This window comes from Tabrizicola soli, from assembly GCF_015999335.1.
Lineage (GTDB): Bacteria > Pseudomonadota > Alphaproteobacteria > Rhodobacterales > Rhodobacteraceae > Tabrizicola > Tabrizicola soli.
The window spans coordinates 1-25,516 of sequence record NZ_JAEACP010000020.1; the positions used below are offsets into that span (position 1 = coordinate 1).

A 25,516-nucleotide genomic window follows, 5' to 3' on the forward strand; every position below is an offset into this window, starting at 1 on the left:
TCGACTGTAGACGGTAAGGCGGGCACCTTGGTGCGGGTTGTTCATCCTGCGGGGTCCTCGGCTGGAGTTTGGCGATTGCAGCCTAACCCCGCCTCGGGTGAACAACCTCCTGAGAATTCACAGCTAGTCCCAGCAGGAGACCAGCGCCGTCATCCCCAGCCCCGCCGCCGTCAGATCCGCGGGCGCAAGCGCCGCCTTGCGGTCGGCCTGCACCGGCGCGACACCGCTCGCGCCCAGCACGCGCGCGATCTCGGCACCGGAGGCCGCGAAATGCACGCCTTCGGGCAGGGTGCGGCCCTCGGCCGTGGCCTTCGGCAGAAGCATCCCGATCACCGCGCCGGTTGCGTCCAGCACCGGCCCGCCGGCGTCGCCCGGCAGCGCGGGCAGCGCCAGCCGCTTCAGTCCCGGCTCTCCGTTCAGGCCGGTCACCTCCTCCAGCGTGCCGAAGGTCATCACCGGGGCGGGCAGGCGATCCTCGTAGGGATAGCCTGCGACCATGATCTCGGTCCCGGGACGTTCGGGCGCAAGCTGGAACTCGGCCACCACGCGGGGCGAAAGGGGGGCAAGCGGCTTCAGGAGCGCAAGGCCGCTGGCCGCGTCGGACAGCGCCACGCTCGCCTCGGTCTTGCCGTCGATCGTCACCCGCCCGCAGCTTTCGACCGCCTCGATGGTAGTCAGCACGCTGCCTGCCGCATCGACGAAAAGACCCGAGCGGCTGAGACGCGGTTTCCGCACCTCGAGCCCCGACAGAAGCCCGGCCTTGGTCTCGGCCGACATGGCGACCATGCCGGGATCCAGCGCCTTGTCGTTCCGGGGAGTGAAACTGGCCTCGATCTGGCGCAGGATCCGGGCATCGCGCGCCTCGTTGCCGGGCGAGGAGATGAAGATCCAGCCCTTGATCATCCCGCCGGTGAACTCGGCCCGGATGGTGGTGTCCACGCCGGCCGAGGTGCCCCGGATGCCGAACGCGCGCTCGCCCCGCTCGCGCGGGCCGTCCATCGGCACCGATTCCAGCGTCTGCAGGATGTCGTAAAGCCCGTAGAACGCCGCCTGGTCGCCGGGTTGCGAGATCAGGATCACGCGCGGCCCGCCTTCGGCCCGGGCGCGGAAATGGACGAAGGGCGGTTCGTAATGGTCGAACTCGACCAGCCCCAGCGGCAGGGTCACGGCGATGCCCGCCTCCTCCTCGACCACTTCGGCGAAACCGAAGGCTGCGGTCTCGCCGCGCCAGGCCTCCAGCAGCGCGGCGCGGTCGCCCGAGGTCAGGACGCCCGTCGGCTCATGCCCCTGCGCCTCTTGCCAGGCGGCCATCGAGTTGCGCGTGCCCGGCCCGAAGGCCCCGTCGATGCCGCCCTGGTAGAAGCCGAACCATTGCAGTGCGACCTGCAGGTCCTTGCGCTGGTCCCCGGTCAGCAGCGCCTCGCTGGCACGGGCCTCCTGCGGGGTCTCGTCCAGCGCAATGGCAGGCACTTCGGGTTCCGGCGCGGCGGCGGTTTCCGGCGCGGGGGGAACCGGGGCGCTTCCTTCCGGCGGCCAGAAGGCCTCGCCAAGGTTGCGCGGATAGGCGATGAAACTGTCGGAGGGGATCAGCCGCTCGCGCGTCAGGCTCCTGCGCTTCGCCTCGGCCTCGGCGGCGGGGTAGGGGCCGAGAAGGATGCCGAACCAGCCGGAGCGCAGGCGGAAGCCCGCCGTCTCGGGGAACAGCGCGGCATAGGCGCGGGCCCGTTCCTCGCCCTCGGCCTGGCTGGGCTGCGCCTCGATCTGGATCCAGACGGTCTCCTCCTGCGCAAGGCCGGGACGCGGGGCAAGGGCGGCAAGCATGGCCAGGAAAAGCGCAAGGGCAAAGGGTCTGAACATCGGGGGTCCTGAAATCGGGTCTCGGATCGCGCCCGACATTAGTGGACCCCGCCGCAGCGGCAAGCCATATCCGGGCGTGCCCGGTCACATTCCCGCAGGTCGGGGAATTGACCCTTCACCGGCCAATGGATAGGGAAGGCGCGACCCGTCCGCCCTGTTTCGCGAAGGTGCGCCATGCCGCATGACACCACCACGCCCCGCAGCTTCCAGGAGATCATCCTGCGCCTGCAGACCTACTGGGCGTCCCAGGGCTGCGCCGTGCTGCAGCCCTATGACATGGAGGTCGGCGCCGGCACCTTCCACCCCGCCACTACGCTGCGCTCGCTGGGGTCCAGGCCCTGGGCGGCGGCCTATGTGCAGCCCTCGCGCCGCCCGACCGACGGGCGCTATGGCGAGAACCCGAACCGGCTGCAGCACTATTACCAGTACCAGGTGATCATCAAACCCTCGCCCGCGAACCTGCAGGACCTTTACCTGGGGTCGCTGGCCGCCATCGGCATCGACCTTGGCCTGCACGACATCCGCTTCGTGGAAGACGACTGGGAAAGCCCCACCCTCGGCGCCTGGGGCCTGGGCTGGGAGGTCTGGTGCGACGGGATGGAAGTCAGCCAGTTCACCTATTTCCAGCAGGTCGGCGGGCATGACTGCAAGCCGGTCTCGGGCGAGCTGACCTATGGGCTGGAGCGGCTGGCGATGTATGTCATGGGCGTGGATCACGTCATGGACATGCCCTTCAACGATCCCGAGAGCCCGATCCCGCTGACCTACGGCGACATCTTCCGCCAGACGGAAGAGGAATACTCGCGCCACAATTTCGACGGGGCGACGACCGAGATGCTGCTGCGGCATTTCGAGGATGCCGAGAAGGAATGCGGACGCCTGCTGGCCTTTGCGCCCGACGATCCGAAGTCGGGCAAGCGCATCGTCATGGCGCATCCCGCCTATGACCAGGCGATCAAGGCCAGCCATATCTTCAACCTCCTCGACGCGCGGGGCGTGATCTCGGTCACCGAGCGCCAGGCCTATATTGGCCGGGTGCGGGCGCTGGCGAAGCAATGTGCCGACGCCTTCCGCCTGACCGAGGCGGGGGCGGACCTGTGAATGTGGGGCGCATCGCCGTGGCCGTGATCCTGCTTGCCGCCGCCGTCGGGGGCGCCTTCCTGTGGTATACCGCCGAGCGGGCCTACTACGAACCCGTCGCCTTCACCCCCGGGGCCGAGATCCGGCTGGTGCCGCTTGCCGGCGACCAGCCCGAGGCGATCCTGGTCGCGGATGTGACCGGGACCGATGCCGCAAGCTCGCCGATCAAGTTCCGCGCCTGCTTCACCACGCCGCTGTCGCTGGCCATGCTGACCGAGACCTACCGCAACTATCCGGACGCCGAACCGCTGATCGCGCCTTCCGATTTCGACTGCTTCGACGCCAAGGCCATCGGCCGCGCGCTGGAGAGCGGCGAGGCGCTCGCCTTCCTGTCCGAGCCGAACATCCACCCCGGCGTCGACCGGGTCGTCGCCGTCTTTCCCGACGGCCGTGCCTATGCCTGGCATCAGCTGAACGCCCAATTCAAGGACTGATCATGCCCGACCTGCTGATCGAGCTCTTCTCGGAAGAAATCCCCGCCCGGATGCAGTCCCGCGCCCGCGAGGACCTGAGGAAACTGGTGACCGACGGTCTGGTCGAGGCCGGGCTGACCTATGCCTCGGCCGGGGCCTTCTCGACCCCGCGCCGGCTGGTCCTGTCGATCGAGGGGCTGACGGCCGAAAGCCGGGCGGTGCGCGAGGAGCGCAAGGGTCCGTCCACCTCTGCCCCCGCGCAGGCGGTGGAGGGGTTCCTGCGCTCCACCGGCCTGACGCTCGACCAGCTGGAGCGCCGGGCGGACAAGAAGGGCGAGACCTTCTATGCCGTGGTGGAAAAGCCCGGCCGCCAGGCTGCCGGGATCGTGGCCGAGGTGCTGGAAGCGACGATCCGCAACTTCCCCTGGCCGAAGTCGATGCGCTGGGGCAGCGGCAGCCTGCGCTGGGTGCGGCCGCTGCAGGGGATCCTGTGCCTTCTCTCCGACGAGACCGGCGCGCATGTCGTGCCGCTGACCGTGGACGGGATCACTGCCGGCAACACCACCGAGGGCCACCGCTTCATGGGGCTCGGCCGCTTCACCGTGACCGGCTTCGACGATTATGCGGTCAAGCTGAAGCGGGCGAAGGTGGTGCTGGACACCGCCGAGCGCGAGGCCGCGATCTGGCAGGGCGCGCAGAACCTGGCCTTTGCCGCCGGGATGGAGGTTGTGCCCGACGCCGGATTGCTGTCCGAGGTGGCGGGACTGGTGGAATGGCCGGTCCCCCTGATGGGCCGGATCGGCGAGGCCTTCCTGGGCCTGCCGCCCGAGGTGCTGCAGACCAGCATGAAGGAACACCAGAAGTTCTTCTCGGTTCGGAACCCGAAGACGGGCCGGATCGAGGGCTTCGTCACCGTCGCCAACATCGAGGCCCCGGACGGCGGCGAGGTGATCCTGAAGGGCAACCAGAAGGTGCTGGCCGCGCGGCTCTCGGATGCGAAGTTCTTCTGGGAGAACGACCTGCGGGTGGCGAAGGCGGGCATGGGCGACTGGGCCGAGGGGCTGAAGTCGGTGACCTTCCAGGCGAAGCTTGGCTCGCAGGCCGACCGCATCGACCGCATCGCGGCCTTGGCGCGGGAGATCGCGCCGCTGGTCGGGGCCGATGCCGACGACGCCGAGAAGGCCGCGCGGATCGCCAAGCTGGACCTGCGCTCGGCGATGGTCGGCGAGTTCCCCGAGCTTCAGGGCGTGATGGGCCGCTACTATGCGCTGGAGGCCGGGGAGAAACCTGAGGTCGCCGACGCCGCCCGCGACCACTGGCGGCCGAAGGGCGAGAGCGACACCGTTCCCACCGAGCCGGTCTCCGTCGCCTTGGCGCTGGCCGACAAGATCGACACGCTGACCGGCTTCTGGGCGATCGATGAGAAGCCGACGGGCTCGAAGGATCCGTTTGCTCTGCGTCGTGCCGCGTTGGGAGTTATCCGGTTGGTGTTGGGCAACGGGGTGCGCCTTCGGCTGGTTCCACCAATTTCCAGAGGCATCTTCGAGGCCCTTTCTGTGATGCCTTCGGAGCGCGCCCAAGAGACAATGAAGGCATACGAAGTCGTCGCGGAAAGACTCCCCGAAGTCTTGGAGGCCGATGTTCCAGCCTTCGTGGAGAATGATCGCTTCTCTTTTAGGGCCTTGGGTTCTGCGAGCGGCTCGCTCCTCTCCTTCTTCCACGACCGTCTCAAGGTCTTCCTCAAGGATGAGGGCATCCGGCACGACATCATCGACGCTTGCCTCGCCATGCCTGGCAACGACGACCTCACGCTCCTCGTCAAGCGGGCCGAGGCGCTGGCGGGGGTGATGAAGACCGAGGACGGGGCGAACCTCCTGCAGGGCTTCAAGCGGGCGAACAACATCCTCACCCAGGCGGAGCAGAAGGACGGCGTCGAATACTCCTTCGGTGCCGACCCGAAGTTCGCCGAGACCGACGAGGAACGCGCGCTGTTCACGGCTCTGGACACGGCCGAGGCGACGATCACCCCGGCGATACAGGCCGAGGATTTCCCCGAGGCCATGGCCGCGATGGCCGCCCTCCGCACGCCGATCGACGCCTTCTTCACCGCCGTTCAGGTCAACAGCGACAACCCGGTGATCCGGCGCAACCGCCTGAACCTCCTCCACCGCATCCGCGCCGTCTGTTCCGGCGTCGCCGACCTGACCCGCATCGAGGGCTGATAGCGCCCGAAGATTCGTCACCGACAGCCCATGTCGCGCTTGCGTGACAGGGGTTTCGGCGTATTCTGCACGCGAACACAGGATGCTGCGGTGCAGAAACACGATCCCATTCCGGACTTCGCGCAGATCACGCCCTCGGCGCAGATCGCGACGGCAAGTCATGGCTGGCGGGCGAAATGCCTGCAGCGGCTGGTGCGGCTGGACCTGCCGGTGCCGAAATCCGTCGCGCTGTCCGCCACCACCGTCCGCGCCATCGCGGCGGGGCACGGGGTGGACACGGCCGCGATCCTGGACCATTTCGGCGACGGCCCACTGATTTCCGTGCGCCCCTCGCCGGAAAACCCCGACTGGGGCGGTCCCGCCACCATCCTGAACATCGGGCTCAATGCCAAGCGCCACGCCCGGCTGGCCGAGACACATGGCGAGACGGCGGCCGATGCGCTGTATCTGCGCTTCGTGCAGGCCTATGCGATCCATGTCGCCCGGCTGGACCCCGACATCTTCGACGATCTGAAGCCCGGCCCCGGCGCCCTGCGCGAGGCGCTGCGGCAATACGAGGTCGAGACCGACGAACCCTTCCCCGAGGACCCCGCGCGCCAGCTTTCCGAAGTCCTGCGCTCGATGGCCCGCGCCTGGGAGGGCACCTCGGCCCGGCTCCTGCGCCAGGCCAAGGGCGCGCCCGAGGAGGCGGCGCTGGGGCTGGTGGTGCAGGAGATGGCGCAGGGCATCGGGCAGGGGATCAGCGGCTCGGGCGTGATCCAGTTCGTCGATCCGGTGACCGGGCAGCGGCAGATCACCGGGCGCTATCTCGGCCAGAGCCAGGGCCGCGACGCATTGAAGACGACCGAGGCGCTGTACCTGACCCGCGATCCGCGCGGCCCCTCGCTGGAGGACGTCGCGCCCGAGATCTTCCAGACGCTCGTGGAATACGGCGCGACCTGCCGCATCCGCCTGCGCGAGGAGATGCAGGTCGAGTTCACCGTCGAGGACGGCCGGCTGGCGGTCCTGGACGCGGTGAAGGTCCCGCGCTCCGCCCGCGCCGGCCTGCGCATCGCGGTGGCGCTGGCCGAGGACGGGGTGATCCCGAAGGAAGAGGCGGTCCTGCGGGTCGAACCCCGCGCACTGTCGGAACTTCTGCACCACCAGGTCGATCCGCGCGGCCCGCGCGACGTCATCGCCCGGGGTATCGCGGCCTCGCCCGGCGCGGCGACCGGGCGGCTGGTCTTCTCCTCCTCGGCCGCCCAGGCCAGCGCGGCACGGGGAGAGCCCTGCATCCTCGTCCGCCGCGAGACCGCGCCCGAGGATATCCGCGGCATGCATTCCGCCGTCGCCGTGCTGACCGAACGCGGCGGCATGACCAGCCACGCGGCGGTGATCGCGCGCGGGCTGGGGCTGCCCTGCGTGGTGGGGGCCAGCGACATGCGGCTCGACGCGCGCGACAAGAAGCTCACCGCCGCCGATGGCCGGGTGTTCCGCGAGGGCGACGTGGTGACGCTGGACGGCTCCAAGGGCGAGGCGCTGGCCGGCGCGGCCGAGATGCTGCCCCCGGCGCTGGACGACAGCTTCCGCAGGCTGCTCTCCTGGGCCGACGAGGTGCGCGACATCGGCATCCGCGCCAATGCCGACACCCCCTCCGATGCCGAGACCGCCCGCCGGTTCGAGGCCGAGGGGATCGGCCTCTGCCGCACCGAGCACATGTTCTTCGACGAGGACCGCCTTGTCGTCATGCGCGAGATGATCTTCGCCGACAGCCCCGGCGACCGCGCGGCGGCGTTGGCCCGGCTTCTGCCGATGCAGCGGGCCGATTTCGTGCAGCTCTTCGAGATCATGCAGGGCCTGCCGGTCTGCATCCGCCTCTTCGACCCGCCGCTGCACGAATTCCTGCCCTCGGACCGCGAGGGGCTGCGCGACCTGGCCGAGGCGCTGGACCGGCCGCTCTCGGAAGTCACGCGGCGGGCCGAGGCGCTGACTGAGGTCAACCCGATGCTGGGGATGCGGGGGGTGCGGCTGGGCGTGGTCCTGCCGGAAATCTACGACATGCAGGCCCAGGCGATCTTCGAGGCGACGCTGGAGAGCGCCCGCCGCGGCGCGCCCGTGGTGCCCGAGATCATGATGCCGCTCGTGTCGGCCCGGCGCGAGGTGGAGTTGATCAAGACCCGGATCGACGCCGTTGCCGCCATGGTCCGCACCAAGGCGGGGGCCGATTTCGACTACAAGCTGGGCGTGATGGTCGAAACCCCGCGCGCCGCACTCCGGGCCGGCGAGATCGCCCAGCACGCGGCATTCCTGTCCTTCGGAACCAACGACCTGACGCAGATGACCTACGGCCTGTCGCGCGACGACGCGGGCCGCTTCATGAATACCTACGTCCGCCAGGGTGTCTTTCCCGAGGATCCGTTCCACATCCTGGACGTCGACGGGGTGGGCGAGCTTCTGCACATTGGCGCCGAGCGCGGGAGAAAGACCCGGGGCGACCTGACATTGTCCATCTGTGGTGAACACGGCGGCAACCCCGAGTCGATCGACTTCTGCCGCCGTGCGGGATTCGACTATGTCAGTTGCTCTCCCTACCGGGTACCGATGGCGCGATTGGCGGCGGCGCACCTGGCGCTGCAGGATCGCGCGAAAACCCTTTACAATTCGCAACTTGCGGGTAATTCTTAAGAGAGGCCCGGGAATTTTCGGCGAGATTTCGCCGAAGTTCGCGCAAAAAGCGTGCTAAAAATACCACAGCGGTAGACCCCCCTCCCGCTTTGCCCCTACTCCCCTGCCGGCTTGCAAAGGCGGGGGTCACTTCCGCCGTTTTCTGTAACAACGACGGAAAAGCAGAATGAAACTCTGTGTCCTGGCGCGAAGGATCGCGCCGCTGCTGGTGGCAGGGCTGCTTGCCCTCCCGGCCCTTGCGGATGGCCGATCCGCGCCGATCGGAACCGAACTCGTCCGACTGCCCGCCCCCGATCTCTCTGCCGCCCTGTCGGCCCGTGCGCAGACCGAGGGGCTGACGATGGACTGGCTCCTGGCCCAGCCCGCGCCCACCGGCGATGCGGATTGGCAATGCCTGACCGAAGCCCTCTACTTCGAATCCCGCGGCGAAAGCCTCGCGGGGCAGGTCGCCGTGGCCGAGGTGATCCTGAACCGCGTCGACAGCGCGCTCTATCCGCGCAGCGTCTGCGGCGTGGTCAAGCAGCGGGGCGGCGGGGGCTGCCAGTTCTCCTATGTCTGCGACGGCAAGAAGCGGATGCGCGAAAAGGCGGCCGCCGATCTCTCCGGCCGCATCGCCCGCGCCATGCTGGACGGGGCGCCGCGCCTCTTGACCGATGGCGCCACCCATTTCCACACCCGCCAGGTCCGGCCCGGCTGGTCCAAGCGGTTCGCCCATACCGCCTCGATCGGGGCGCATCTCTTCTATCGCCAGCCCCTGCCGCGCAGCTAGCTGGAAAGCAGCCGCGCAGCTGGTCCGAATGGTCCGAACGCGCCGCGCGGCTGGTCGCAAAGCGGGCCTTGGGCGGCGTCTTCCCGCTTGGACCTGCCGCCCCGCATGTTATGAGGGGGCCGAACCGCAGAGGCTCCCATGACCACGAACGACATCTCGCTTGCCTTCGCCCATCCCGAGGACCGGGCCGAGGCTTCGGCCGGTGCCGCCCCGCGCGACCGGATTTCGCTGCGCGACCATGTGGTCGAGGCCGATATCGGCGCGTTCCAGAAGGAACGGGGCCACAAGCAGCGCCTGCGCTTCAACGTCGTGGTCGAGGTCCGCCCGGTGACCGAGCCCCTGGAGGATGACGTCGACCGCATCCTTTCCTACGACCGGATCACCGAGGCGATCGCGGCCGAACTCGCCGCCGAACGGCTGAACCTGCTGGAAACCCTGGCCGAACGGGTGGCCGAGCGTATCCTGGCCGAGCCCGCCGCCATGCGCGTCTTCATCCGGATCGAGAAGCTGGACGTCGGCCCTTATGCGCTGGGAGTGGAGATCGTCCGTTCGCGCGCCGAGGTCCCGGTCCAGCGCGCCGGCGCCGAGGGGGACGAGGCGGTGCATCCGCTGGTGGTCTTCCTGGACAATGCCACCATCGCCGCGCCCGACCTGTCGCGGCGTCTGGATGCGCTGCAATCGCGTGGCTTGCCGCTGATCCTGACCGTGGGCCTGCCCGACTTTCCCCGCGCCGTGACCGGCCACAAGCCGACCCAGCGCCGGATCGACCTTCTGGCCATCGAGCAGAACGCCTGGGCGCTGGCCGCCCGCGATCCGCGCTGCGTGGTGGTGGCGACCCGGACCGAGATCGACTGGGCGATCCGGCGCGGGCAATCGGTGGTCTGGGCGCCGTCCAAGCTGGTGCTGGACGCGGTGGACGGGCCGCAGGGCACCTCGCCCGTCACGCTGGCGCTCTGGCTGGCCGAGATGATGTCGGCCACCGCGCTCGTGGTTCACGGCGAGGTTTCAGTCCCGGCAGGAAGCCGCGTGCCGGTTGAAAAGTCGCAAGACTCCCCCCTTGCCAAGTAAAACGGCTTCGGCCACTGGCATCCGCATGGAATATTTCAGACCGATCGTCATGACCGATCCCGTCCGCCCGGCGGGGTCCTTCGCCCTTGCCGGGGGCTGGTGCTGGTTCGACCGGGTCGAGGTCCTGTCCCGCGCCGCGCCCGCACGCCTGATCCCCGCCAGCAGCCTGCCGGAAGAGGCGTTGCACCGCCTGACCGCGCCGCGCGCCGATTTCGCCGGGCTGACGATGGACCGGCCCCGCCTCATGGGGATCGTGAACACCACGCCCGACAGCTTTTCGGATGGCGGCCGCTATCTGGCGCAGACCAATGCCGTCGACCACGCCCGTTTCATCGCCCGTCATGCCGAGATGGTGGACATCGGCGGCGAAAGCACCCGGCCCGGCTCGCTCGAGGTGCCGGTCGCCGAGGAGATCGCCCGCACCGCCCCGGTGATCGAGGCGCTGCGGGATGGCGGCGTGCAGGCGCCGATCTCGATCGACACCCGCAAGGCGCTGGTCGCCTCGGCCGCGCTGGCGGCGGGGGCCATGGTGGTCAACGATGTCTCGGGGCTGGATTTCGACCCGGCGATGGGCGGCCTCGTGGCCCGGACCGGCGCGGCCCTGGTGCTGATGCACGCCCAGGGCCTGCCCGAGACGATGCAGAACGATCCGCAATACGGCGATGTCCTGCTGGATGTCTACGACGCGCTGGCCGAACGGCTGGCCCGCGCCGTGGCCCTGGGCATCGACCCTCGGCGCATCGCCATCGACCCCGGCATCGGCTTCGGCAAGACCATGGCGCACAACATCGCGCTCCTGCGGGCACTGTCGCTGTTCCACGGACTCGGCTGCCCGCTGCTGGTCGGCACCTCGCGCAAGCGGTTCATCGGCACGATCGGCCGGGCCGAGGCGCCGGCGGACCGGATGCCCGGCTCGGTCACGGTGGCGCTTGCGGGAGTCGCGCAAGGCGTGCAGATCACAAGGGTACATGACGTGGCCGAGACGCGACAGGCGTTGCTGCTCTGGCAGGCGCTGCACATGGATCAGGCGGAGGACCAGGGATGAGCCGCAAGCTGTTCGGGACCGACGGGGTCCGGGGAAGGGCGAACTCCTGGCCGATGACGGCCGAGCTTGCGCTGAAACTGGGCGCGGCCGCGGGGCGCTACTTCCGCCGCGACGAGTCCTCGGCGCACCGGGTGGTGATCGGCAAGGATACGCGCCTCTCCGGCTACATGCTGGAGAATGCGCTGACCGCCGGGCTGACCTCGACCGGGATGAACGTGCTGCTGCTCGGCCCGGTGCCGACCCCGGCGGTGGGCTATCTCACCCGGTCGATGCGGGCGGATGTGGGCGTGATGATCTCGGCCAGCCACAACCCGCACCAGGACAACGGGATCAAATTCTTCGGGCCGGACGGATTCAAGCTCTCGGACGCCGCCGAAACCGAGATCGAGGCGATGGTCGCGGGCGAGATCCTGCCGGCGCGGCCGGAAAACATCGGCCGCGCCAAGCGGATCGAGGACGGGCGCGGGCGATACCAGGAGTTCGTCAAGACCAGCTTTCCGCACGGGCTGCGGCTGGACGGGCTGAAGGTGGTGATCGACTGCGCCAACGGGGCCGCCTACCGCGCCGCGCCCGAGGTGTTGTGGGAACTTGGGGCCGAGGTGATCCCGGTGGGGGTCGCTCCGAACGGGACCAATATCAACGACCGCTGCGGCTCCACCCACCCCGAGACGGCCGCCGAGGCGGTGGTCGCCCATGGCGCGCATGTCGGGATCAGCCTCGACGGCGACGCCGACCGGGTGATGATCCTGGACGAGACCGGACGGGTCGCCGACGGGGACCAGATCATGGCGCTCCTCGCCGCCCGCTGGGCCGAGGAGGGGCGGCTTTCCGGCGGTGCGCTGGTCGCGACGGTGATGTCGAACCTCGGGCTGGAACGCTTCCTGCAGGGCCGCGGCCTGCGGCTGGAGCGGACGGCGGTGGGCGACCGTTACGTCGTCGAACGGATGCGCGAGGGCGGGTTCAACCTGGGCGGAGAGCAGTCGGGCCACATCGTGATGACCGACTATGCCACCACCGGCGACGGGCTGATCGCGGCGCTGCAGTTCCTGGCCGAGATGGTCCGCACCGGGACGCCGGCCTCGGAGCTGACCCGGACCTTCGAGACCGTGCCGCAGCTTCTGAAGAACGTCCGCTTTCCGGATGGCGTGCGCCCGCTGGAAGTGGCGGCGGTGCAGCGGGCGATCCAGGAGAGCGAGGCCCGGATCGCCGGGCGCGGCCGCATCCTGATCCGCAAGTCGGGGACCGAGCCCCTGATCCGGGTGATGGCCGAATGCGAGGACGAGGGCCTGCTGATCCAGGTGGTGGACGAGATCGTGGGCGCGGTGCAGGCGGCGGTCTGATCTTGACGCGGCGGTCGCTACTAGGCTGTGGTGACAAGATCGACCGTGCGAAGTAATTCGTCGAGGTCGACACGATAGCCCTCGGCCTGCGATCCTTCGAGCACGACGAAGCCGGTCGCGATGTCGCGCGCCTGGCACATGCCGACATAGCGCAGCAGGAATCTGTCGCAGGGCTGCAAAACGATCATGGACGATCCCGCCGGCAGTGACATGATCGCGTGATCCAGCTGGCTGCCTTCGATGCTGACAACAGCTTCGGCCGACAGCAGCACGCGCTGCATGTCGGCAACACTGGCCGTCGCCACATCGAGGACTGTCCAGTTGCGCGCGAGTAGGGCCTCGATCAGCGTATCTTCGTCGGCAATCCAGCGCGGTACGCCGGTACGGCCCCGCCGGATATAGACATGTTTCGCCCTTCCATCTGTGCCGAACCGGGCAAGCAGGCGTTGCCGCAGCTGTTCATATCGGCCTCGCTTGTGGCTTCCCTGGCCATAGTCCTGATACGTGATCAACTCCCTCGCGTGAACCAGACGATGTGATACCCCGTGCAGGTTAACGGCCTCGAGATAGTCGTCCGCATGCTGCGAGTGCGAGAAGGGGGGCAACCATAGTGCGCCGCGGTCGGGATCGATCAGTGCGGATGGTAAGGCGTCGGTCAGCCAGTGGCCAAAATAGCGTTGGATCACGTAGTTGCGGCAGTAGCGTAGCGTGGGCTCCTCGGAGATCGGTGCGGCCAGTTCCGCAAGCCCAATGCCATTCCCGTAGCGTTCGCTCTTGCACAGGCAAGCGAAGCCTCGCGGGTGGACCAGAGCATTGCGGTAGACATGGCGCCTCACCGGGACGTGCGTGCAAGTCGTGGCGATCGCGACATCAAGGTAATAAGACAGATCGTTGCCCTCGACGGTTCCGGTCGCGCGGTCCAACATTCCCGGCAGTGCGAGCGGCGGACGAACAGCGACCGTCTCAGCGGGATGAACCTCCTCGACATCTGGGGTCGCGGAACCGAACACGCGGCGCAGCACAGGCGCGGCAAGCGGCAGAAACCGGGGCACGAGTGTCATGGAAATGCTCAGTTGGCTGCGTCGGCATAGACGGAAAATATAGCATGTCCCGGTTTGGGATGCACTGCGATCCTGCAGCGCCGTTACCCCTCCAGCTTTGCATTCGCTTGCGCGAAGGCGCGCCGCCAAGAGCGCGCCCAAGTGCAGCGATACACGCTTCTGTGGTCAGTTCCGCGCGCGGTCGACCATCTTGCCCTTGGAGATCCAAGGCATCATCGCGCGCAGCTTCTCGCCGACCTGTTCGATCTGGTGTTCGTCGTTGATCCGGCGGGTCGCCTTGAAGAAGGGCTGGCCGACGGCGTTCTCCTGCATGAAGTCGCGGACGAACTTGCCGGTCTGGATGTCGCGCAGCACCGCCTTCATCCGGGCCTTGGTCTCGTCATAGGGCAGGATGCGCGGGCCGGAGACGTATTCGCCATATTCGGCGGTGTTCGAGATCGAGTAGTTCATGTTGGCGATGCCGCCCTCGTAGATCAGGTCCACGATCAGCTTCACTTCGTGCAGGCATTCGAAATAGGCCATCTCGGGCTCGTAGCCGGCCTCGACCAGGGTTTCGAAGCCCATGCGGATCAGTTCCACCAGACCGCCGCAGAGGACCGCCTGTTCGCCGAAGAGGTCGGTTTCGCATTCCTGGCGGAAGTTGGTCTCGATGATGCCGGACCGGCCGCCGCCGATGGCCGAGCAGTAGGACAGGCCGATTTCCATCGCCTTGCCGGTCGCGTCCTGATGCACGGCGACGAGGCACGGGACGCCGCCGCCCTTGGTGTATTCGCCGCGCACGGTGTGGCCGGGGCCTTTCGGCGCCATCATGATGACGTCGACGCCCTTCTTCGGCTCGATCAGGCCGAAGTGGACGTTCAGGCCGTGGGCGAAGGCGATGGCCGCGCCTTCGCGCAGGTTGTCGTGGACGTATTTCTTGTAGGTCTCGGCCTGCAACTCATCCGGCATGGTGAACATGATCAGGTCGGCCCAGGCGGCGGCCTCGGCGATGCCCATGACCTTCAGCCCCTCGGCCTCGGCCTTCTTGGCCGAGGGCGAGCCCTCGCGCAGCGCCACGACCAGGTTCTTCGCCCCCGAATCGCGCAGGTTCAGCGCATGGGCGTGGCCCTGCGAGCCGTAGCCGAGGATGGCGACCTTCTTGTCCTTGATCAGGTTCACATCGCAGTCGCGGTCATAGTAAACGCGCATCGGGCGTCTCCTTGTTGTTGATGGACGGGACAATAGGGGTTTTCCGGCTGCGGAACGTGCAATCTTTGACGTTCAGACCGTATTCTGCAAAGGATCATTCCCATATGTGGAGCCATGTGGAAAATCCATGCAGATCGACGACACCGACCGCCGCATCCTGCGGCACTGGCTGTCCGAGCCTGGGCTGGAACGGTCGCTGCTGGCCGAGCGCGCGGGGGTCACTCCGGCGACGCTCTGGCGCAGGCTGGACCGGCTGCGGGTGGGCGGGGTGATCCGGTCCGAGGGCGCCGCGATCGACTGGCGGGCGCTTGGCTATGCGGTGGAGGTCTCGTTGCGCTTTGCGCTGGACAAGACCAACCCGCGCGCCTTCGACGAATTCATCGCGGCGGCGCGCGAGGTGCCGGAGGTGACCTCGATCGAGACCTTCCTCGGCCGGGTGGACATGCGCCTGACGGTGATCGCGCGCGACATGGGGCACTGGACCGGGATCTACCGCGACCGGATCCTGACCCTGCCGCATATCGCCGAGGTGGAGGCGCTGATGCTGGTCTCGACCATCAAGGAGACGGGGGGGCTGCCGCTATGACCTTGAGCGTGATTGATCTGGACGACACCGACCGGGCGATCCTGCGGGCGCTGGCGGGGGATGGCACGCTCTCGGCCGGGGAACTGGGGCGGCGGCTGGGGCTGTCGCAGCCGGCGGCCTGGCGGCGGGTGCGGCGGCTCACGGAGGCGGGGGTGTTGAAGGGCCTGGCGGTGGAGGTGGACCGCGAGAAGCTGGGTTTCGGGGTGACGGTGTTCCTTGGCGTGAAGCTGGCGACCAAGGGGCGGGTTTCCTTGGAAGATTTCGAGCGCGCGGTGCAGGCGATCCCCGAGGTGCAGGTGGTGCAGCATGTGCTGGGCCTCTTCGACTATCGCTTGCGGGTGGTGGCGCGCGACCTGAGCGACTTCGAGCGCGTGCTGCGGCGGCGGATCATGACGCTGCCGGGGGTGGGGAACGTCGAGGCCAATGTGCTTTTGACCGAGGAGCGCCGGCCGGGGCCGCTGGGCTAGCGGGGAGGGTGGGCAATATTGCCCACCTTACGCTTGCGACATTCCCAAAGCGGTGCGGGGGCGGGGCTGTCGGATTTGAGTATTTGTGAAAAGAGCAAATGCGTTAGGGTGGGGTTCGATTTGCAAGGAGTTACCCATGCCTGGACTGCACGCCCATATCGACCCCGAGGGTCTGGAGGAATTCTCGGTCGTCTTCACCGACCGCTCGCTCAATCACATGTCGGCCCGGTTCCAGCAGGTGATGCGCGATGTCTCGGGCCTGTTGAAAGAGGTCTACAGGGGCTCGGCCGTGGCGCTGGTGCCGGGGGGCGGGTCCTATGCGATGGAGGCGGTCGCCCGGCAGTTCGGCAAGGGGCGCGTCCTGATCGTGCGCAACGGCTGGTTCAGCTATCGCTGGACGCAGATCTTCGAGGCGGGGGGCTTCGCCTCGGAGACGAGTGTGGTCATGGCGCGGCAGACGGGGAACGACGCGCGTGCGCCCTATGCCCCGCCGCCGATCGAGGAGGTGGTGGCGAAGATCCGCGAGCATCGCCCGGATGCGGTTTTCGCCCCGCATGTGGAGACCAGTTCCGGGATCATCCTGCCCGACGACTATATCACCCGGATGGCGGCGGCGGCGCATGAGGTCGGTGCGCTGATGGTGCTGGACTGCATCGCAAGCGGCTGCGTCTGGGTCGACATGGCCGCGACCGGGGTCGACGTGCTGATCTCGGCGCCGCAGAAGGGCTGGTCTTCCTCGCCTTCGGCCGGGGTGGTGGTGCTGTCGCCGGCGGGCGAGGCGCGGCTGGCCGAGACCGTCTCGAACAGCTTTGCGCTGGACCTGAAGAAATGGCGCGCGATCATGGAGGCCTACGAGAAGGGCGGCCATGCCTATCACGCCACCATGCCGACCGATGCGATCCTGGGCTTCCGTGACGCGATGCTGGAGACGCAGGCGATGGGCTTCGAGGCGGCGAAGGCCGCGCAATGGGCGCTGGGGCGGGCGGTCAGGGCGATGCTGGCCGAGAAGGGCGTGGTCTCGGTCGCGGCCGAGGGATTCGGCGCGCCGGGGGTGGTTGTCAGCTATACGACCGACCCTGACGTGCAGTCGGGCGCGAAGTTCCGGGCCGAGGGTCTGCAGATTGCGGCCGGGGTGCCGTTGCAGGTCGGCGAAGGGCCGGAGTTCAAGACCTTCCGGCTGGGCCTTTTCGGGCTGGACAAGCTGAAGGATGTGGAAGGGACCGTTGCCCGGCTGAAGCGGGCGGTCGACGTCGTCCTGTAAGCGAGGCGGCTGGGAGTCAGCCCCCGGCCGCTGATCCAGCTTTTGGCCCGACGCCGAGGCCCGCGCGCATCAGGGCCTGGCGCACCGGCCGCGCGCCGTAGAGCAGGTCGAGTGCGCGGGCCCGCAGGTCGCGCAGCGGCTGCGCCCCGGCCATCGAGGCGCGGTTCAAGAGGTCGATCCCGGTGACGCGGGCCTGCACCTCCCGATGGCGGCGGCGGTGGTAGGCCTCGGTCACGGCGGGAAGGCCGGGATCCTGACGATGGTTTCCGACAAGCTCCAGCAGGCAGGCGAGGTCGGCGAGACTCATGTTCAGCCCCTGCGCGCCGATCGGGGGCACGACATGCGCGGCCTCGGCCATCAGGACGCTGCGCTGGCCCGACATGCGGTCGGCGATCCGGCTGATGATCGGCCAGACCGAGCGGCGGCTGGCGAGTTTCAGCGGCCCGAGGATGCCTGAGGAGCGGGCGGTCATCTCGGCCTCGAACTCCGGGACCGGAAGCGCGGCGAGGCGCGCGACCTCGGCGCCGCTTTCCATCCAGACCACGGCCGAGGCCGGGCTGCCGTCGCGGTCGGGCAGCGGGACCAGGGTGAAGGGGCCGCCGGAGCGGTGCACCTCGGTCGAGACGTTGCGATGCGGATGGGGATGGGTGACGGCGAAGGCCAGCGCCTTCTGGCCGTAGCGGAAACTGCGGGCGCCGATTCCCAGCGCCTCGCGCAACGGCGACTCGCGGCCGTCGGCGCCGATCACCAGGCGGGCGGCGACCTGGGAGCCGTCGCTGAGGGTGACGATCGCCTCGGTCTCGCGGGTGAGAAGGCGGGCGAAGCCCAGGCCGGTGCGCAGGCTGACCTGCGGCAACTCCGCGATCCGCGCCAGCATCTCGCGCCGGAGAAGCCAGTTCGGCAGGTTCCATCCGAAAGGCGCGTCGGAAATGTCGGCGGCGTCGAAATCGGTGACGAGGCGCGCCTCGGGCGTCGGGCCGCCGGCGTCGATGATCCGCATGACCTGCAGGGGCGCGGCATGGGGGGCGAGATGGGACCAGAGGCCCGCGCCCTCCAGCACGCTGCGCGAGGGTTGCAGGAAGGCGGTGGTGCGCAGGTCGGCGCCCGCATCCTCGGCGCTGGTCACCGGGGGGGCCGGGTCGACGCAGATCACCCGGAACCCGGCCGTGCCAAGCGCACAGGCGGCGGTCAGGCCCGCCACGCCGCCGCCGGAAATCAGGATATCGGTCGTCTCGCGCATCTCGGGCCTCCGGCGGCAAGCATAGGCCGGGGTGTGGGCGAGGGCCAGTGGGTCAGGGCAGCGTGGTCCAGAAGAACAGGACGAAGATCACCGGCACCAGCGCCAGCGCGATCAGCACCAGGGCGGGAAAGCCCATCGCGAAAACGGCGACGGCGGCGGCAACCAGCGCAATCGCGATCAGGATAAGGGTGGTGGCTGCGCCTTGGCTGGTTTCTTCGCTGGACATCGGGCTCTCCTGGCAGGTGCGGGAAGCCGGCAGGATAGCGCATGTGGAAAGGTCAGGGAGTGTGACGCTTCGTCACCCCTTCAGCCGCCGCAGGAAGCCGGCAAGATCGTCGGTGTGGTGCTGGACATGCGGGGCGGGCTGGGCGGTGGGGGCGACATGGACGGTGCGCATGCCAAGCTCGTGCGGCACGGCGAGGTTGCGCAGGTCATCCTCGAACATGGCGGCGGCGGCCGGGTTCAGGCCGTCGCGGGAAAAGACCTTCGCGAAGGCGCGGGCCTCGGGCTTGGGGTGGAAATCGGCGTGCTCGACCCCGTAGACTGCATCGAAAAGGCCGCCAAGGCCCCGCGCCAAAAGAACTTTTTCGGCATAGGGCGCGCAGCCGTTGGTATAGACGATCTTGCGGCCGGGCAGGTCGGCGATCGCACCGGCAAGCGCGGGATCGGGGGCGAGGACCGAGAAGTCGATGTCATGCACATCGGTCAGGTAGGGGCCGGGGTCGATGCCGTGCTCGGTCATCAGCCCGGCGAGGGTGGTGCCATAGGTCTGCCAGTAATAGGCGCGCAGATGGTCGGCGCGGGCGCGGTCGACTTTCAGCGCCTGCATCACCCAGTCGGTCATCCGGACCTCGATCTGGTCGAAAAGGCGCATGTGCGGCGGATAAAGCGTGTTGTCCAGGTCGAAGACCCAGGTGGCGACGCCGGAGAAGGGATGCATCATGCGCATCATCTAGTCCCCGGGCGCGGCCTTTGGAAGGGTTGATCGCGGTGCGGCGGGCAGGATAGGGTCCGGCGGACGGGAAAAGGGGCCGGAGCGGTGCAGAAAGACGCCTATACGCTGATCATGGAGGCGATCGAGGCCGGGGTCTACAAACCGGGCGACCGGCTGGTCGAAAGCGAGCTGGCCGAGCGGCTGGGCGTCAGCCGCACCCCGGTGCGCGAGGCCCTGCAGCGGCTGGAGACCCAGGCGATGCTGACGCGCGACGGGCGGAGCCTGATCGTGGCGAGCCTCGATCACAACCAGCTGGCCGAGCTTTACGCGGTCCGGACCGAGCTCGAGGGTCTGGCGGCCCGGCTGGCGGCGCGCCATGCGACGCCCGAGGAGGTGCGGGTCCTGCGCAGCATGGTGACCGAGGACCGGGGGCTGCTGGGCGGCGATCCGCGCGCCTTGTCCCGCGCGAACAAGCGGTTCCACAAGCAGATCCACCTCGCCAGCCACAACCGATTCCTGGTGCAGCAGCTGGACCTGGTGCATCGGTCCATGGCGCTGATGGCCAATACCTCCTTCGCGGCCGAGGGGCGGGACGAGGTGGCGCTGGACGAGCATGACCAGATCGTCCGCGCCATCGAGGCGGGCGACGGAGAGGCGGCCTATCAGGCGCTGAAGTCGCATATCAGCAAGGCCTTCGAGACCCGGCTGCGGGTCGATTCGGGAGAGCTTCGGCTGCGCTGATCACCGGCCGCCGGACTGGTCGAACAGGCCATGCGTGGTCTTGTCCCAGTAGAAGGGGCGTGTCGCGAGTTCGATAAGGGCCTTGTAGGCCGAGAGCGAGGCCAGCGGATAGTAAAGCTTGGTCGTGACCACCCAGAGCAGGCTGATCCCATGGCCGCTGCGGTGCAGTCCGATCAGGCCGATGGCCAGGTTGACCGCATCCGACAGGATGAAGGTCGCGGTCATCGCCCAGACCGCCGCCGCGGGCAGGGCTGCGAACAGCGGATGCGCAAAGCCCAGCGGCACCAGCCAGAAGGTCCAGGCCAGGGGCGAGAGGAGCGATTGCACGATCGAGCCCAGGATCAGGACCTGGACGCCGAGGAAGCGCCAGGGGCCAAGCTGGCGCAAAAGCAGCAGGGGCGCGCGCATGTGGACGGCCCAGGTCATCATGTAGCCCTTCTGCCAGCGCGAACGCTGCTTGATCCAGGGCAGGGCGCGGCAGTTCGCCTCTTCGCCGGTGACGGTCTCGACGATTTCGGTGCGATAGCCGTGCCGCGCCAGGCGCAGGCCGAGATCCGCATCCTCGGTCACGTTATGCGCATCCCAGGCGCCCAGCTCCTCCAGCACGTTGCGGCGGAAGAAGAGCGTGGTGCCGCCGAGCGGGACCACCAGTCCAAGCCGGGCGATTCCGGGCAGGATCAGGCGGAACCAGCCGGCATATTCGATGGTGAAACAGCGGCTCAGCCAGTTGGTGCGGGGGTTGTAATAGTCGAGCATCCCCTGCAGGCAGGCCACCTCGGGGCCGGAGCGCTGGAACTGCGCCACCACCCGGGTCAGCTGGTCGGGGTCCGGCGCGTCCTCGGCATCATAGACGCCCACGATCGCGCCCCTTGCGTAGACCAGCGCATGGTTCAGCGCGCGGGGCTTGGTCTTCACGCTGCCGCGCGGGACGGTGATCACGCGCATCCATTCCGGCAGTTCGGAAGCGGCCAGCGCGTCGCGGGTCATGCGGTCATCCTCCTCGACCACGAGGAGGACGTCGAGCAATTCCGTGGGGTAGTCGAGCCGGGCGAGCCGGGCGACAAGGCGGGGGGCGATGTCGCTTTCGCGGTAGAGCGCCACGATGATCGTGATCATCGGATCGATGCCGCCGCCGGGCGGGATCACCGGAGCCGGCCTGAGGGCCAGGGCGGCGAGCAGGGCCGCGAGTTTCAGGCCGACGAGCAGGACGAGGGTGACGGCGAAGAAGGCGAGCAGTCCCAGAGCGAAGGCCGTGGGCTGCGCAAGGGCCAGGGTGGCGAGCAGCGCCAGCACGGCCATGCTGCGGGGCGAGCGGTGCAGGCGTGGCCAGGCGCGGCAGCTTTCCGCTTCGGCGACCCGGCTCTCGGCGGCCAGGGCGAGCGCGGCGCCGGCGAGGGCATGGACCGCCCCCTCCACCGCGCGCGGAGAGGCCAGTGCGGGACAGACCGGGCCCAGTCGCGCGGTCAGCCAGTTGCGCAGGCGCGGAAATTCGGCCGGGCGCGAGGTGGCGACGACCGTCACATCCCCCGCCCGCCGCCAGGGAACAAGGCCAAGCCGCAGGCAATCGGCCGGCCCCAGCGCCGCAATCAGGCGGGCATCGGGCGGATCGGCCAGAGGATCGACAAGGCCCATGCCCCGATTCCGCGCCTCGGCCGCGAGGAGGTCGCCCTCGACCACCAGGCCGCGGGCGCGCAGGACATCGGGCAGGCACCCGGCCTCACGTCCCCGGTGGGCGAGGGCCATCACCATATCCTCGGGCCCGACGACGCCCGCGTGCAGCAGCGAGGCCCCCATCGCCAGCCGCCGCTGCGGGGCGGGCCGGTCGACATGCGGAGAGGGGCGCAGGGCAAGCGTCATGCCCCGCATCTTGCGCTCGCCGGGTTAACAGCCGGTTAAGCCGCTTCAGCCGCGGCGGGCCTGCATCGCCTTGGCGAAATTCTCGAACAGATAGAAGCTGTCCTGCGGTCCGGGCGAGGCCTCGGGGTGGTACTGCACCGAGTAGACCGGCCTGCCATCCACCGCGAGGCCGCAGTTGGTGCCGTCGAAGAGGCTCACATGCGTCTCGCTGACGCCCTTCGGCAGGGTGTCGGCGTCCACCGTGAAGCCGTGGTTCATCGAGGTGATCTCGACCTTGCCGGTGGTCAGGTCCTTGACCGGGTGGTTCGCGCCGTGGTGGCCGTGGTTCATCTTGCGGGTCCTGGCCCCAAGCGCCAGCGCCAGCATCTGATGGCCGAGGCAGATGCCGAACAAGGGCAGGTCCTTCGCCAGCACGCCCTGGATCATCGGCACGGCATATGCGCCGGTCGCCGCCGGGTCGCCGGGGCCGTTCGAGAGGAACACGCCCTCGGGATCATGGGCCAGCACATCCTCGGCCGTGGCGGTGGCGGGCAGCACGGTGACCTCGCAGCCGACCGAGGCGAGGCAGCGCAGGATGTTGCGCTTGGCGCCGTAGTCCACGGCGACGACCCGGAAGCCCGGACCCTCACGCCGGGTATAGCCTTCGGGCCAGGCCCAACGCTTCTCGTCCCAGCGATAGCTTTGCGCGCAGGTCACGTCCCTGGCGAGGTCGAGGCCGACGAGGCCCTTCCAGGCGCGGGCCTTGGCGACCAGCTTCTCGATGTCGAACTTGCCCTCCGGGTCATGCGCCAGCGTCACATGCGGCGCGCCCTGCTGGCGGATGGCGCGGGTCAGGCGGCGGGTGTCGATGCCGCCGATCCCGATGCGGCCGATCCTGGTCAGCCACTGGGTAAGCTCTCCGGTCGCGCGCCAGTTCGAGGGTTCGGTCGGGTCCCATTTCACCACCATCCCGGCGGCGGCGGGGGTGCCGGTCTCGTCATCCTCGGGCGTGACGCCGGTGTTGCCGATATGGGGGAAGGTGAAGGTCACGACCTGGCCCGCGTAGGAGGGGTCGGTCATGATTTCCTGATAGCCGGTCATCGCGGTGTTGAACACCAGTTCGGCGACCGTCTCGCCCCTGGCGCCGAAGCCCTGGCCGTAGAAGACCGTGCCATCGGCGAGAGCAAGGCAGGCGGTTGGCTTCTGCTGCGCAGGCATGGGCGACTCTCCTATGGGCAAATTGCGCGGAACCTAAGGGGCCGGGGGCGCAGGGTCAAGGGCGGATGCGAAAAGGATTTTGTAGCTAAATCAATGGCTTGTCAAAATCTGCCGTGGTTGCGGTCCAGGGCCGATCAGAGTATTGTCGCAAGCTTGGGGAAACTATCGGAAAGTCCGACCATGCTTTTACGCGACCGTCTGCAGACGGCCCTCAAGGAGGCCATGAAGGCCAAGGAGGCCGACCGGCTGTCCACGCTGCGCCTGATCAACGCCGCGATCAAGGACCGCGAGATCGCCTTGCGGGGCGAGGGCGAGGCGGGCGAGGTCGGCGAGGCCGAGATCCTGCAGATCATGGGCAAGATGGTGAAGCAGCGCCTGGAATCCGCCCGCGCCTACGAGGAAGGCGGGCGGCTGGAGCTGGCCGAGAAGGAACTGGCGGAAATCGGCGTGATCCAGGAGTTCCTGCCGCGCCAGCTGGACGCGGCCGAGGTCGCGGCGGCGGTGGATGCGGCGGTGGCCGAGACCGGGGCGACCAGCATCCGCGACGTCGGCAAGGTGATGGCGGCGCTGAAGGCGCGCTACACCGGCCAGATGGATTTCGGCGCGGTCGGCGCGCTGGTCAAGGCGCGGCTGGGGTAGGCCGACGGAGGCCCGCCGGCTGGCGAAACGCTCACATTCGTGATATTGTACATATGTTCTCCGGCCTTCCTTTGACCGGGGGCATACCGGGGTTTCCAGTGCTGTGCCGGTATCGGCCGCCCGATGTGCGGGGGCCGGACTTGCCCGTTCTTCAGGACAGCCCGACCGTCTTGCCACCGCCGACCCAGACCCAAGTCCGACAGCGCGGGAAATCTCTCCACTTCAGGGAGGTTGGCAATGACAATACGCGTGATGCTAGTGTCGCTGTGTGTGGTGGGAGGTCTGTCCGGCCCGGCCCTCGGGCAGGATGCGGAGGTGATCAAGAGCGCGGAATCGGCCGCTCCGGCCGCGCTGGCGGCGGGTGCCACCATCTATGGCTTCGACGAAAGCGGGATGATGATGACCGTCCGCGAGGGCACGAACGGCTGGTGGTGCATGGCGGACAATCCCGCCTCGCCCGGGCCAGATCCGATGTGCGGCGATGCGAATGCGCTGGAATGGGCGCAGGCCTGGATGGGCAAGACCGACCCACCGGCGGGCAAGGTCGGGTTCATGTATATGCTGTCCGGGGGCAGCGACAGCAGCAACACCGATCCCTTTGCCGCCGGCCCCGAGGAGGGCAACCATTGGGTCACGACCGGCCCGCATGTGATGGTGCTGAACGCGACCGGCATGATGGCGGGCTATCCCGATAAGGCTGATCCGGACACCTCGATGCCCTATGTCATGTGGCCCGGCACGCCCTATGCGCATCTGATGATCCCGGTCCAGTGATCCCGTCCCGGAGCCGCGGCGCCGCGGCTCCGGGCGCTGTGCGCAACGGGTCAGGTGGCGCGCCCGGCCAGCCAGGCGATAGCCAGCCAGATCGCGGCGCGGAAGGGCAGGGCCAGCGCGGTGCGCGGCTCGACCGGAGTGCCGGAAAGCGCGGTCACGATGAAGGCGGCGAAAACCGCCAGAGTCGCCAGCCCGATGGCCAGGGCGATCCCGCGCGCGGCGGGCTGGCGGACGAAAAGCGCCCAGGCCCCGGCCAGATAGGCGAAACCGGCGGCGAAGTTGAAGACGACCACGAAGCGGACGACATGTCCGGCGGCCGCCTGCGCCTGGGGCGGGCCGAAAAGCACGAGCCCGCCGCTGACGATGGTCATCAGGCCGAAGATCCCGGCGGCAATGGCGACGGGGCGGGTCCATCGGGCGGAAGGGCTCATGTCCGGCTCCTGTCCAGGGATGCGTGACAGGATGCGTTCCGGAGGCCGTCCGCGCCTTGATCCCGGTCAAGTCAGCGCAGCGCGTTCACGCGCGTCTGCAGCTCGCCCTCCAGTGAAAGGCGTTCCTCTTCCGACAGGAAGGCGCCCAGCTCGACCTCGCGTCCCTCGCCCTTCAGGGTCAGGTAATGCGGCACCGGGCCGCCTGTCGGATGCAGCGTCACGCGCAGCCAGTAGGGGTTGGCCTCCCAGTCCTGCCGCCGCCCCTTCGGGCCGTGGCGCACCAGCTGGATCCGGTCGCGCGACAGGTGCAGGTCCTCGAGGATGTCGCGGTCGCGGCCGTTCTTGCGCAGTGCGAACCAGATCGACCAGACCGCGCCGATCAGGAAGGGCAGAAGCACCCAGAGCACCGGATTGCCAAGGGTGGCAAGGAGCGGCAGCGCGATCAGCGCCGCGGTCATGCCGATGAACCAGACGAAGCCGCGCTGGTCCAGCGAGCGGTGCGGCCAGAGCTGCAGGCGGTCCTCGCCGCCCTCGGGGGGGAGCCATTCGTAGGGCATGGAATCATTCTAGCTCCAGCCCCGGCCGGGAAAAGGGGGATCGCTGCGGCTGGCGCAGGGAATCA

At 68.5% G+C, this 25,516-nt stretch carries 24 protein-coding genes; 14 read left to right on the top strand and 10 right to left on the bottom strand.

Translation table 11 applies throughout. The features are described from left to right. Positions 1-123: 123 nt before the first annotated feature. A complete protein-coding gene (locus I7S92_RS17555) occupies positions 124-1,857 on the bottom strand; it encodes a trypsin-like peptidase domain-containing protein (protein WP_197646712.1) in 1,734 nt (577 codons plus the stop codon). 174 nt (positions 1,858-2,031) lie between these two features. Between I7S92_RS17555 and I7S92_RS17560 the strand changes: the two genes are divergently transcribed. The 8 genes from I7S92_RS17560 (at position 2,032) to glmM (ending at position 12,518) form a co-directional block, all read left to right on the top strand. Then, positions 2,032-2,958: a glycine--tRNA ligase subunit alpha gene (locus tag I7S92_RS17560; protein ID WP_197646713.1), complete on the top strand. Its 927-nt coding sequence runs from the start codon at positions 2,032-2,034 to the stop codon at positions 2,956-2,958. 2 nt (positions 2,959-2,960) lie between these two features. Further along, entirely contained in the window at positions 2,961-3,431 is a 471-nt protein-coding gene (locus tag I7S92_RS17565) for a DUF6446 family protein (RefSeq protein ID WP_354001346.1), read from the top strand. 2 nt (positions 3,432-3,433) lie between these two features. Beyond that, positions 3,434-5,632, top strand: coding sequence for a glycine--tRNA ligase subunit beta (gene glyS / locus I7S92_RS17570; protein WP_197646715.1), 2,199 nt, complete (start codon positions 3,434-3,436; stop codon positions 5,630-5,632). A 90-nt stretch (positions 5,633-5,722) separates the two neighbouring features. After that, positions 5,723-8,296: a putative PEP-binding protein gene (locus I7S92_RS17575; protein ID WP_197646717.1), complete on the top strand. Its 2,574-nt coding sequence runs from the start codon at positions 5,723-5,725 to the stop codon at positions 8,294-8,296. Positions 8,297-8,462: 166 nt separating this feature from the next. Next, positions 8,463-9,065, top strand: coding sequence for a cell wall hydrolase (locus I7S92_RS17580; protein WP_197646718.1), 603 nt, complete (start codon positions 8,463-8,465; stop codon positions 9,063-9,065). A 138-nt stretch (positions 9,066-9,203) separates the two neighbouring features. Then, positions 9,204-10,133 (top strand): dihydroneopterin aldolase, encoded by a 930-nt coding sequence (locus tag I7S92_RS17585; protein WP_197646719.1) that lies wholly within the window; start codon positions 9,204-9,206, stop codon positions 10,131-10,133. 25 nt (positions 10,134-10,158) lie between these two features. Further along, a complete protein-coding gene (folP, locus tag I7S92_RS17590) occupies positions 10,159-11,178 on the top strand; it encodes a dihydropteroate synthase (protein ID WP_197646720.1) in 1,020 nt (339 codons plus the stop codon). Beyond that, on the top strand, positions 11,175-12,518 hold the full coding sequence (gene glmM / locus I7S92_RS17595) for a phosphoglucosamine mutase (RefSeq protein ID WP_197646721.1): 1,344 nt from the start codon (positions 11,175-11,177) through the stop codon (positions 12,516-12,518). The genes folP and glmM overlap by 4 nt, the downstream gene beginning before the upstream one ends. A gap of 20 nt (positions 12,519-12,538) precedes the next feature. Here glmM and I7S92_RS17600 read toward each other — a convergent pair whose 3' ends face one another. Further along, positions 12,539-13,579 (bottom strand): glycosyltransferase 61 family protein, encoded by a 1,041-nt coding sequence (locus I7S92_RS17600; RefSeq protein ID WP_197646722.1) that lies wholly within the window; start codon positions 13,577-13,579, stop codon positions 12,539-12,541. A gap of 165 nt (positions 13,580-13,744) precedes the next feature. Continuing rightward, positions 13,745-14,767, bottom strand: coding sequence for a ketol-acid reductoisomerase (gene ilvC, locus I7S92_RS17605; RefSeq protein WP_197646723.1), 1,023 nt, complete (start codon positions 14,765-14,767; stop codon positions 13,745-13,747). Between the two features lie 127 nt (positions 14,768-14,894). On the opposite strand from ilvC, the gene I7S92_RS17610 reads away from it, so the two are divergent. From I7S92_RS17610 to I7S92_RS17620, 3 genes are all read left to right on the top strand, one after another. Beyond that, on the top strand, positions 14,895-15,353 hold the full coding sequence (locus I7S92_RS17610; RefSeq protein ID WP_197646724.1) for an Lrp/AsnC family transcriptional regulator: 459 nt from the start codon (positions 14,895-14,897) through the stop codon (positions 15,351-15,353). Between the two features lie 8 nt (positions 15,354-15,361). Next, positions 15,362-15,820: an Lrp/AsnC family transcriptional regulator gene (locus I7S92_RS17615; RefSeq protein ID WP_197646848.1), complete on the top strand. Its 459-nt coding sequence runs from the start codon at positions 15,362-15,364 to the stop codon at positions 15,818-15,820. A 136-nt stretch (positions 15,821-15,956) separates the two neighbouring features. After that, positions 15,957-17,081 carry an aminotransferase class V-fold PLP-dependent enzyme gene (locus tag I7S92_RS17620; RefSeq protein ID WP_197646726.1) on the top strand — a complete coding sequence of 375 codons (1,125 nt, stop codon included), beginning with the start codon at positions 15,957-15,959 and terminating at the stop codon, positions 17,079-17,081. A gap of 16 nt (positions 17,082-17,097) precedes the next feature. Here I7S92_RS17620 and I7S92_RS17625 read toward each other — a convergent pair whose 3' ends face one another. From I7S92_RS17625 to I7S92_RS17635, 3 genes are all read right to left on the bottom strand, one after another. Continuing rightward, a complete protein-coding gene (locus tag I7S92_RS17625) occupies positions 17,098-18,321 on the bottom strand; it encodes a UbiH/UbiF family hydroxylase (RefSeq protein ID WP_197646727.1) in 1,224 nt (407 codons plus the stop codon). Between the two features lie 52 nt (positions 18,322-18,373). Next, positions 18,374-18,547 carry a hypothetical protein gene (locus I7S92_RS17630; RefSeq protein ID WP_197646728.1) on the bottom strand — a complete coding sequence of 58 codons (174 nt, stop codon included), beginning with the start codon at positions 18,545-18,547 and terminating at the stop codon, positions 18,374-18,376. 72 nt (positions 18,548-18,619) lie between these two features. Further along, on the bottom strand, positions 18,620-19,264 hold the full coding sequence (locus tag I7S92_RS17635) for a pyrimidine 5'-nucleotidase (RefSeq protein ID WP_386002327.1): 645 nt from the start codon (positions 19,262-19,264) through the stop codon (positions 18,620-18,622). Positions 19,265-19,360: 96 nt separating this feature from the next. On the opposite strand from I7S92_RS17635, the gene I7S92_RS17640 reads away from it, so the two are divergent. Continuing rightward, positions 19,361-19,996, top strand: coding sequence for a GntR family transcriptional regulator (locus I7S92_RS17640; protein WP_197646732.1), 636 nt, complete (start codon positions 19,361-19,363; stop codon positions 19,994-19,996). Here I7S92_RS17640 and I7S92_RS17645 read toward each other — a convergent pair whose 3' ends face one another. Further along, the gene (locus tag I7S92_RS17645) at positions 19,997-21,853 is read right to left on the bottom strand and encodes a glycosyltransferase (RefSeq protein ID WP_242070267.1); all 1,857 of its coding nucleotides are present in this window, start codon (positions 21,851-21,853) and stop codon (positions 19,997-19,999) included. Positions 21,854-21,898: 45 nt separating this feature from the next. Further along, a complete protein-coding gene (gene carA / locus I7S92_RS17650; RefSeq protein ID WP_197646735.1) occupies positions 21,899-23,050 on the bottom strand; it encodes a glutamine-hydrolyzing carbamoyl-phosphate synthase small subunit in 1,152 nt (383 codons plus the stop codon). 180 nt (positions 23,051-23,230) lie between these two features. Between carA and I7S92_RS17655 the strand changes: the two genes are divergently transcribed. Both I7S92_RS17655 and I7S92_RS17660 read left to right on the top strand, forming a co-directional pair. Further along, positions 23,231-23,689: a GatB/YqeY domain-containing protein gene (locus tag I7S92_RS17655; protein WP_197646736.1), complete on the top strand. Its 459-nt coding sequence runs from the start codon at positions 23,231-23,233 to the stop codon at positions 23,687-23,689. Positions 23,690-23,926: 237 nt separating this feature from the next. Beyond that, the gene (locus I7S92_RS17660; protein WP_197646738.1) at positions 23,927-24,463 is read left to right on the top strand and encodes a hypothetical protein; all 537 of its coding nucleotides are present in this window, start codon (positions 23,927-23,929) and stop codon (positions 24,461-24,463) included. A gap of 50 nt (positions 24,464-24,513) precedes the next feature. On the opposite strand, the gene I7S92_RS17665 is transcribed toward I7S92_RS17660, so the two are convergent. Further along, the gene (locus I7S92_RS17665) at positions 24,514-24,894 is read right to left on the bottom strand and encodes a hypothetical protein (protein ID WP_197646740.1); all 381 of its coding nucleotides are present in this window, start codon (positions 24,892-24,894) and stop codon (positions 24,514-24,516) included. A gap of 71 nt (positions 24,895-24,965) precedes the next feature. After that, positions 24,966-25,451 (bottom strand): DUF2244 domain-containing protein, encoded by a 486-nt coding sequence (locus I7S92_RS17670; RefSeq protein ID WP_197646741.1) that lies wholly within the window; start codon positions 25,449-25,451, stop codon positions 24,966-24,968. Positions 25,452-25,516 lie beyond the last annotated feature (65 nt).

What these genes read in the sequence shown, in the direction of transcription:
- I7S92_RS17585 (WP_197646719.1), top strand. Translation starts at nt 9,204, where the DNA reads ATGACCACGAACGACATCTCGCTTGCCTTCGCCCATCCCGAGGACCGG.
- I7S92_RS17665 (WP_197646740.1), bottom strand. Translation starts at nt 24,894, where the DNA reads ATGAGCCCTTCCGCCCGATGGACCCGCCCCGTCGCCATTGCCGCCGGG.
- I7S92_RS17645 (WP_242070267.1), bottom strand. Translation starts at nt 21,853, where the DNA reads ATGACGCTTGCCCTGCGCCCCTCTCCGCATGTCGACCGGCCCGCCCCG.
- carA (WP_197646735.1), bottom strand. Translation starts at nt 23,050, where the DNA reads ATGCCTGCGCAGCAGAAGCCAACCGCCTGCCTTGCTCTCGCCGATGGC.
- folP (WP_197646720.1), top strand. Translation starts at nt 10,159, where the DNA reads ATGGAATATTTCAGACCGATCGTCATGACCGATCCCGTCCGCCCGGCG.
- I7S92_RS17560 (WP_197646713.1), top strand. Translation starts at nt 2,032, where the DNA reads ATGCCGCATGACACCACCACGCCCCGCAGCTTCCAGGAGATCATCCTG.
- I7S92_RS17630 (WP_197646728.1), bottom strand. Translation starts at nt 18,547, where the DNA reads ATGTCCAGCGAAGAAACCAGCCAAGGCGCAGCCACCACCCTTATCCTG.
- ilvC (WP_197646723.1), bottom strand. Translation starts at nt 14,767, where the DNA reads ATGCGCGTTTACTATGACCGCGACTGCGATGTGAACCTGATCAAGGAC.
- I7S92_RS17670 (WP_197646741.1), bottom strand. Translation starts at nt 25,451, where the DNA reads ATGCCCTACGAATGGCTCCCCCCCGAGGGCGGCGAGGACCGCCTGCAG.
- I7S92_RS17580 (WP_197646718.1), top strand. Translation starts at nt 8,463, where the DNA reads ATGAAACTCTGTGTCCTGGCGCGAAGGATCGCGCCGCTGCTGGTGGCA.
- I7S92_RS17625 (WP_197646727.1), bottom strand. Translation starts at nt 18,321, where the DNA reads ATGCGCGAGACGACCGATATCCTGATTTCCGGCGGCGGCGTGGCGGGC.
- glyS (WP_197646715.1), top strand. Translation starts at nt 3,434, where the DNA reads ATGCCCGACCTGCTGATCGAGCTCTTCTCGGAAGAAATCCCCGCCCGG.
- glmM (WP_197646721.1), top strand. Translation starts at nt 11,175, where the DNA reads ATGAGCCGCAAGCTGTTCGGGACCGACGGGGTCCGGGGAAGGGCGAAC.
- I7S92_RS17620 (WP_197646726.1), top strand. Translation starts at nt 15,957, where the DNA reads ATGCCTGGACTGCACGCCCATATCGACCCCGAGGGTCTGGAGGAATTC.
- I7S92_RS17600 (WP_197646722.1), bottom strand. Translation starts at nt 13,579, where the DNA reads ATGACACTCGTGCCCCGGTTTCTGCCGCTTGCCGCGCCTGTGCTGCGC.
- I7S92_RS17610 (WP_197646724.1), top strand. Translation starts at nt 14,895, where the DNA reads ATGCAGATCGACGACACCGACCGCCGCATCCTGCGGCACTGGCTGTCC.
- I7S92_RS17555 (WP_197646712.1), bottom strand. Translation starts at nt 1,857, where the DNA reads ATGTTCAGACCCTTTGCCCTTGCGCTTTTCCTGGCCATGCTTGCCGCC.
- I7S92_RS17655 (WP_197646736.1), top strand. Translation starts at nt 23,231, where the DNA reads ATGCTTTTACGCGACCGTCTGCAGACGGCCCTCAAGGAGGCCATGAAG.
- I7S92_RS17660 (WP_197646738.1), top strand. Translation starts at nt 23,927, where the DNA reads ATGACAATACGCGTGATGCTAGTGTCGCTGTGTGTGGTGGGAGGTCTG.
- I7S92_RS17635 (WP_386002327.1), bottom strand. Translation starts at nt 19,264, where the DNA reads ATGATGCATCCCTTCTCCGGCGTCGCCACCTGGGTCTTCGACCTGGAC.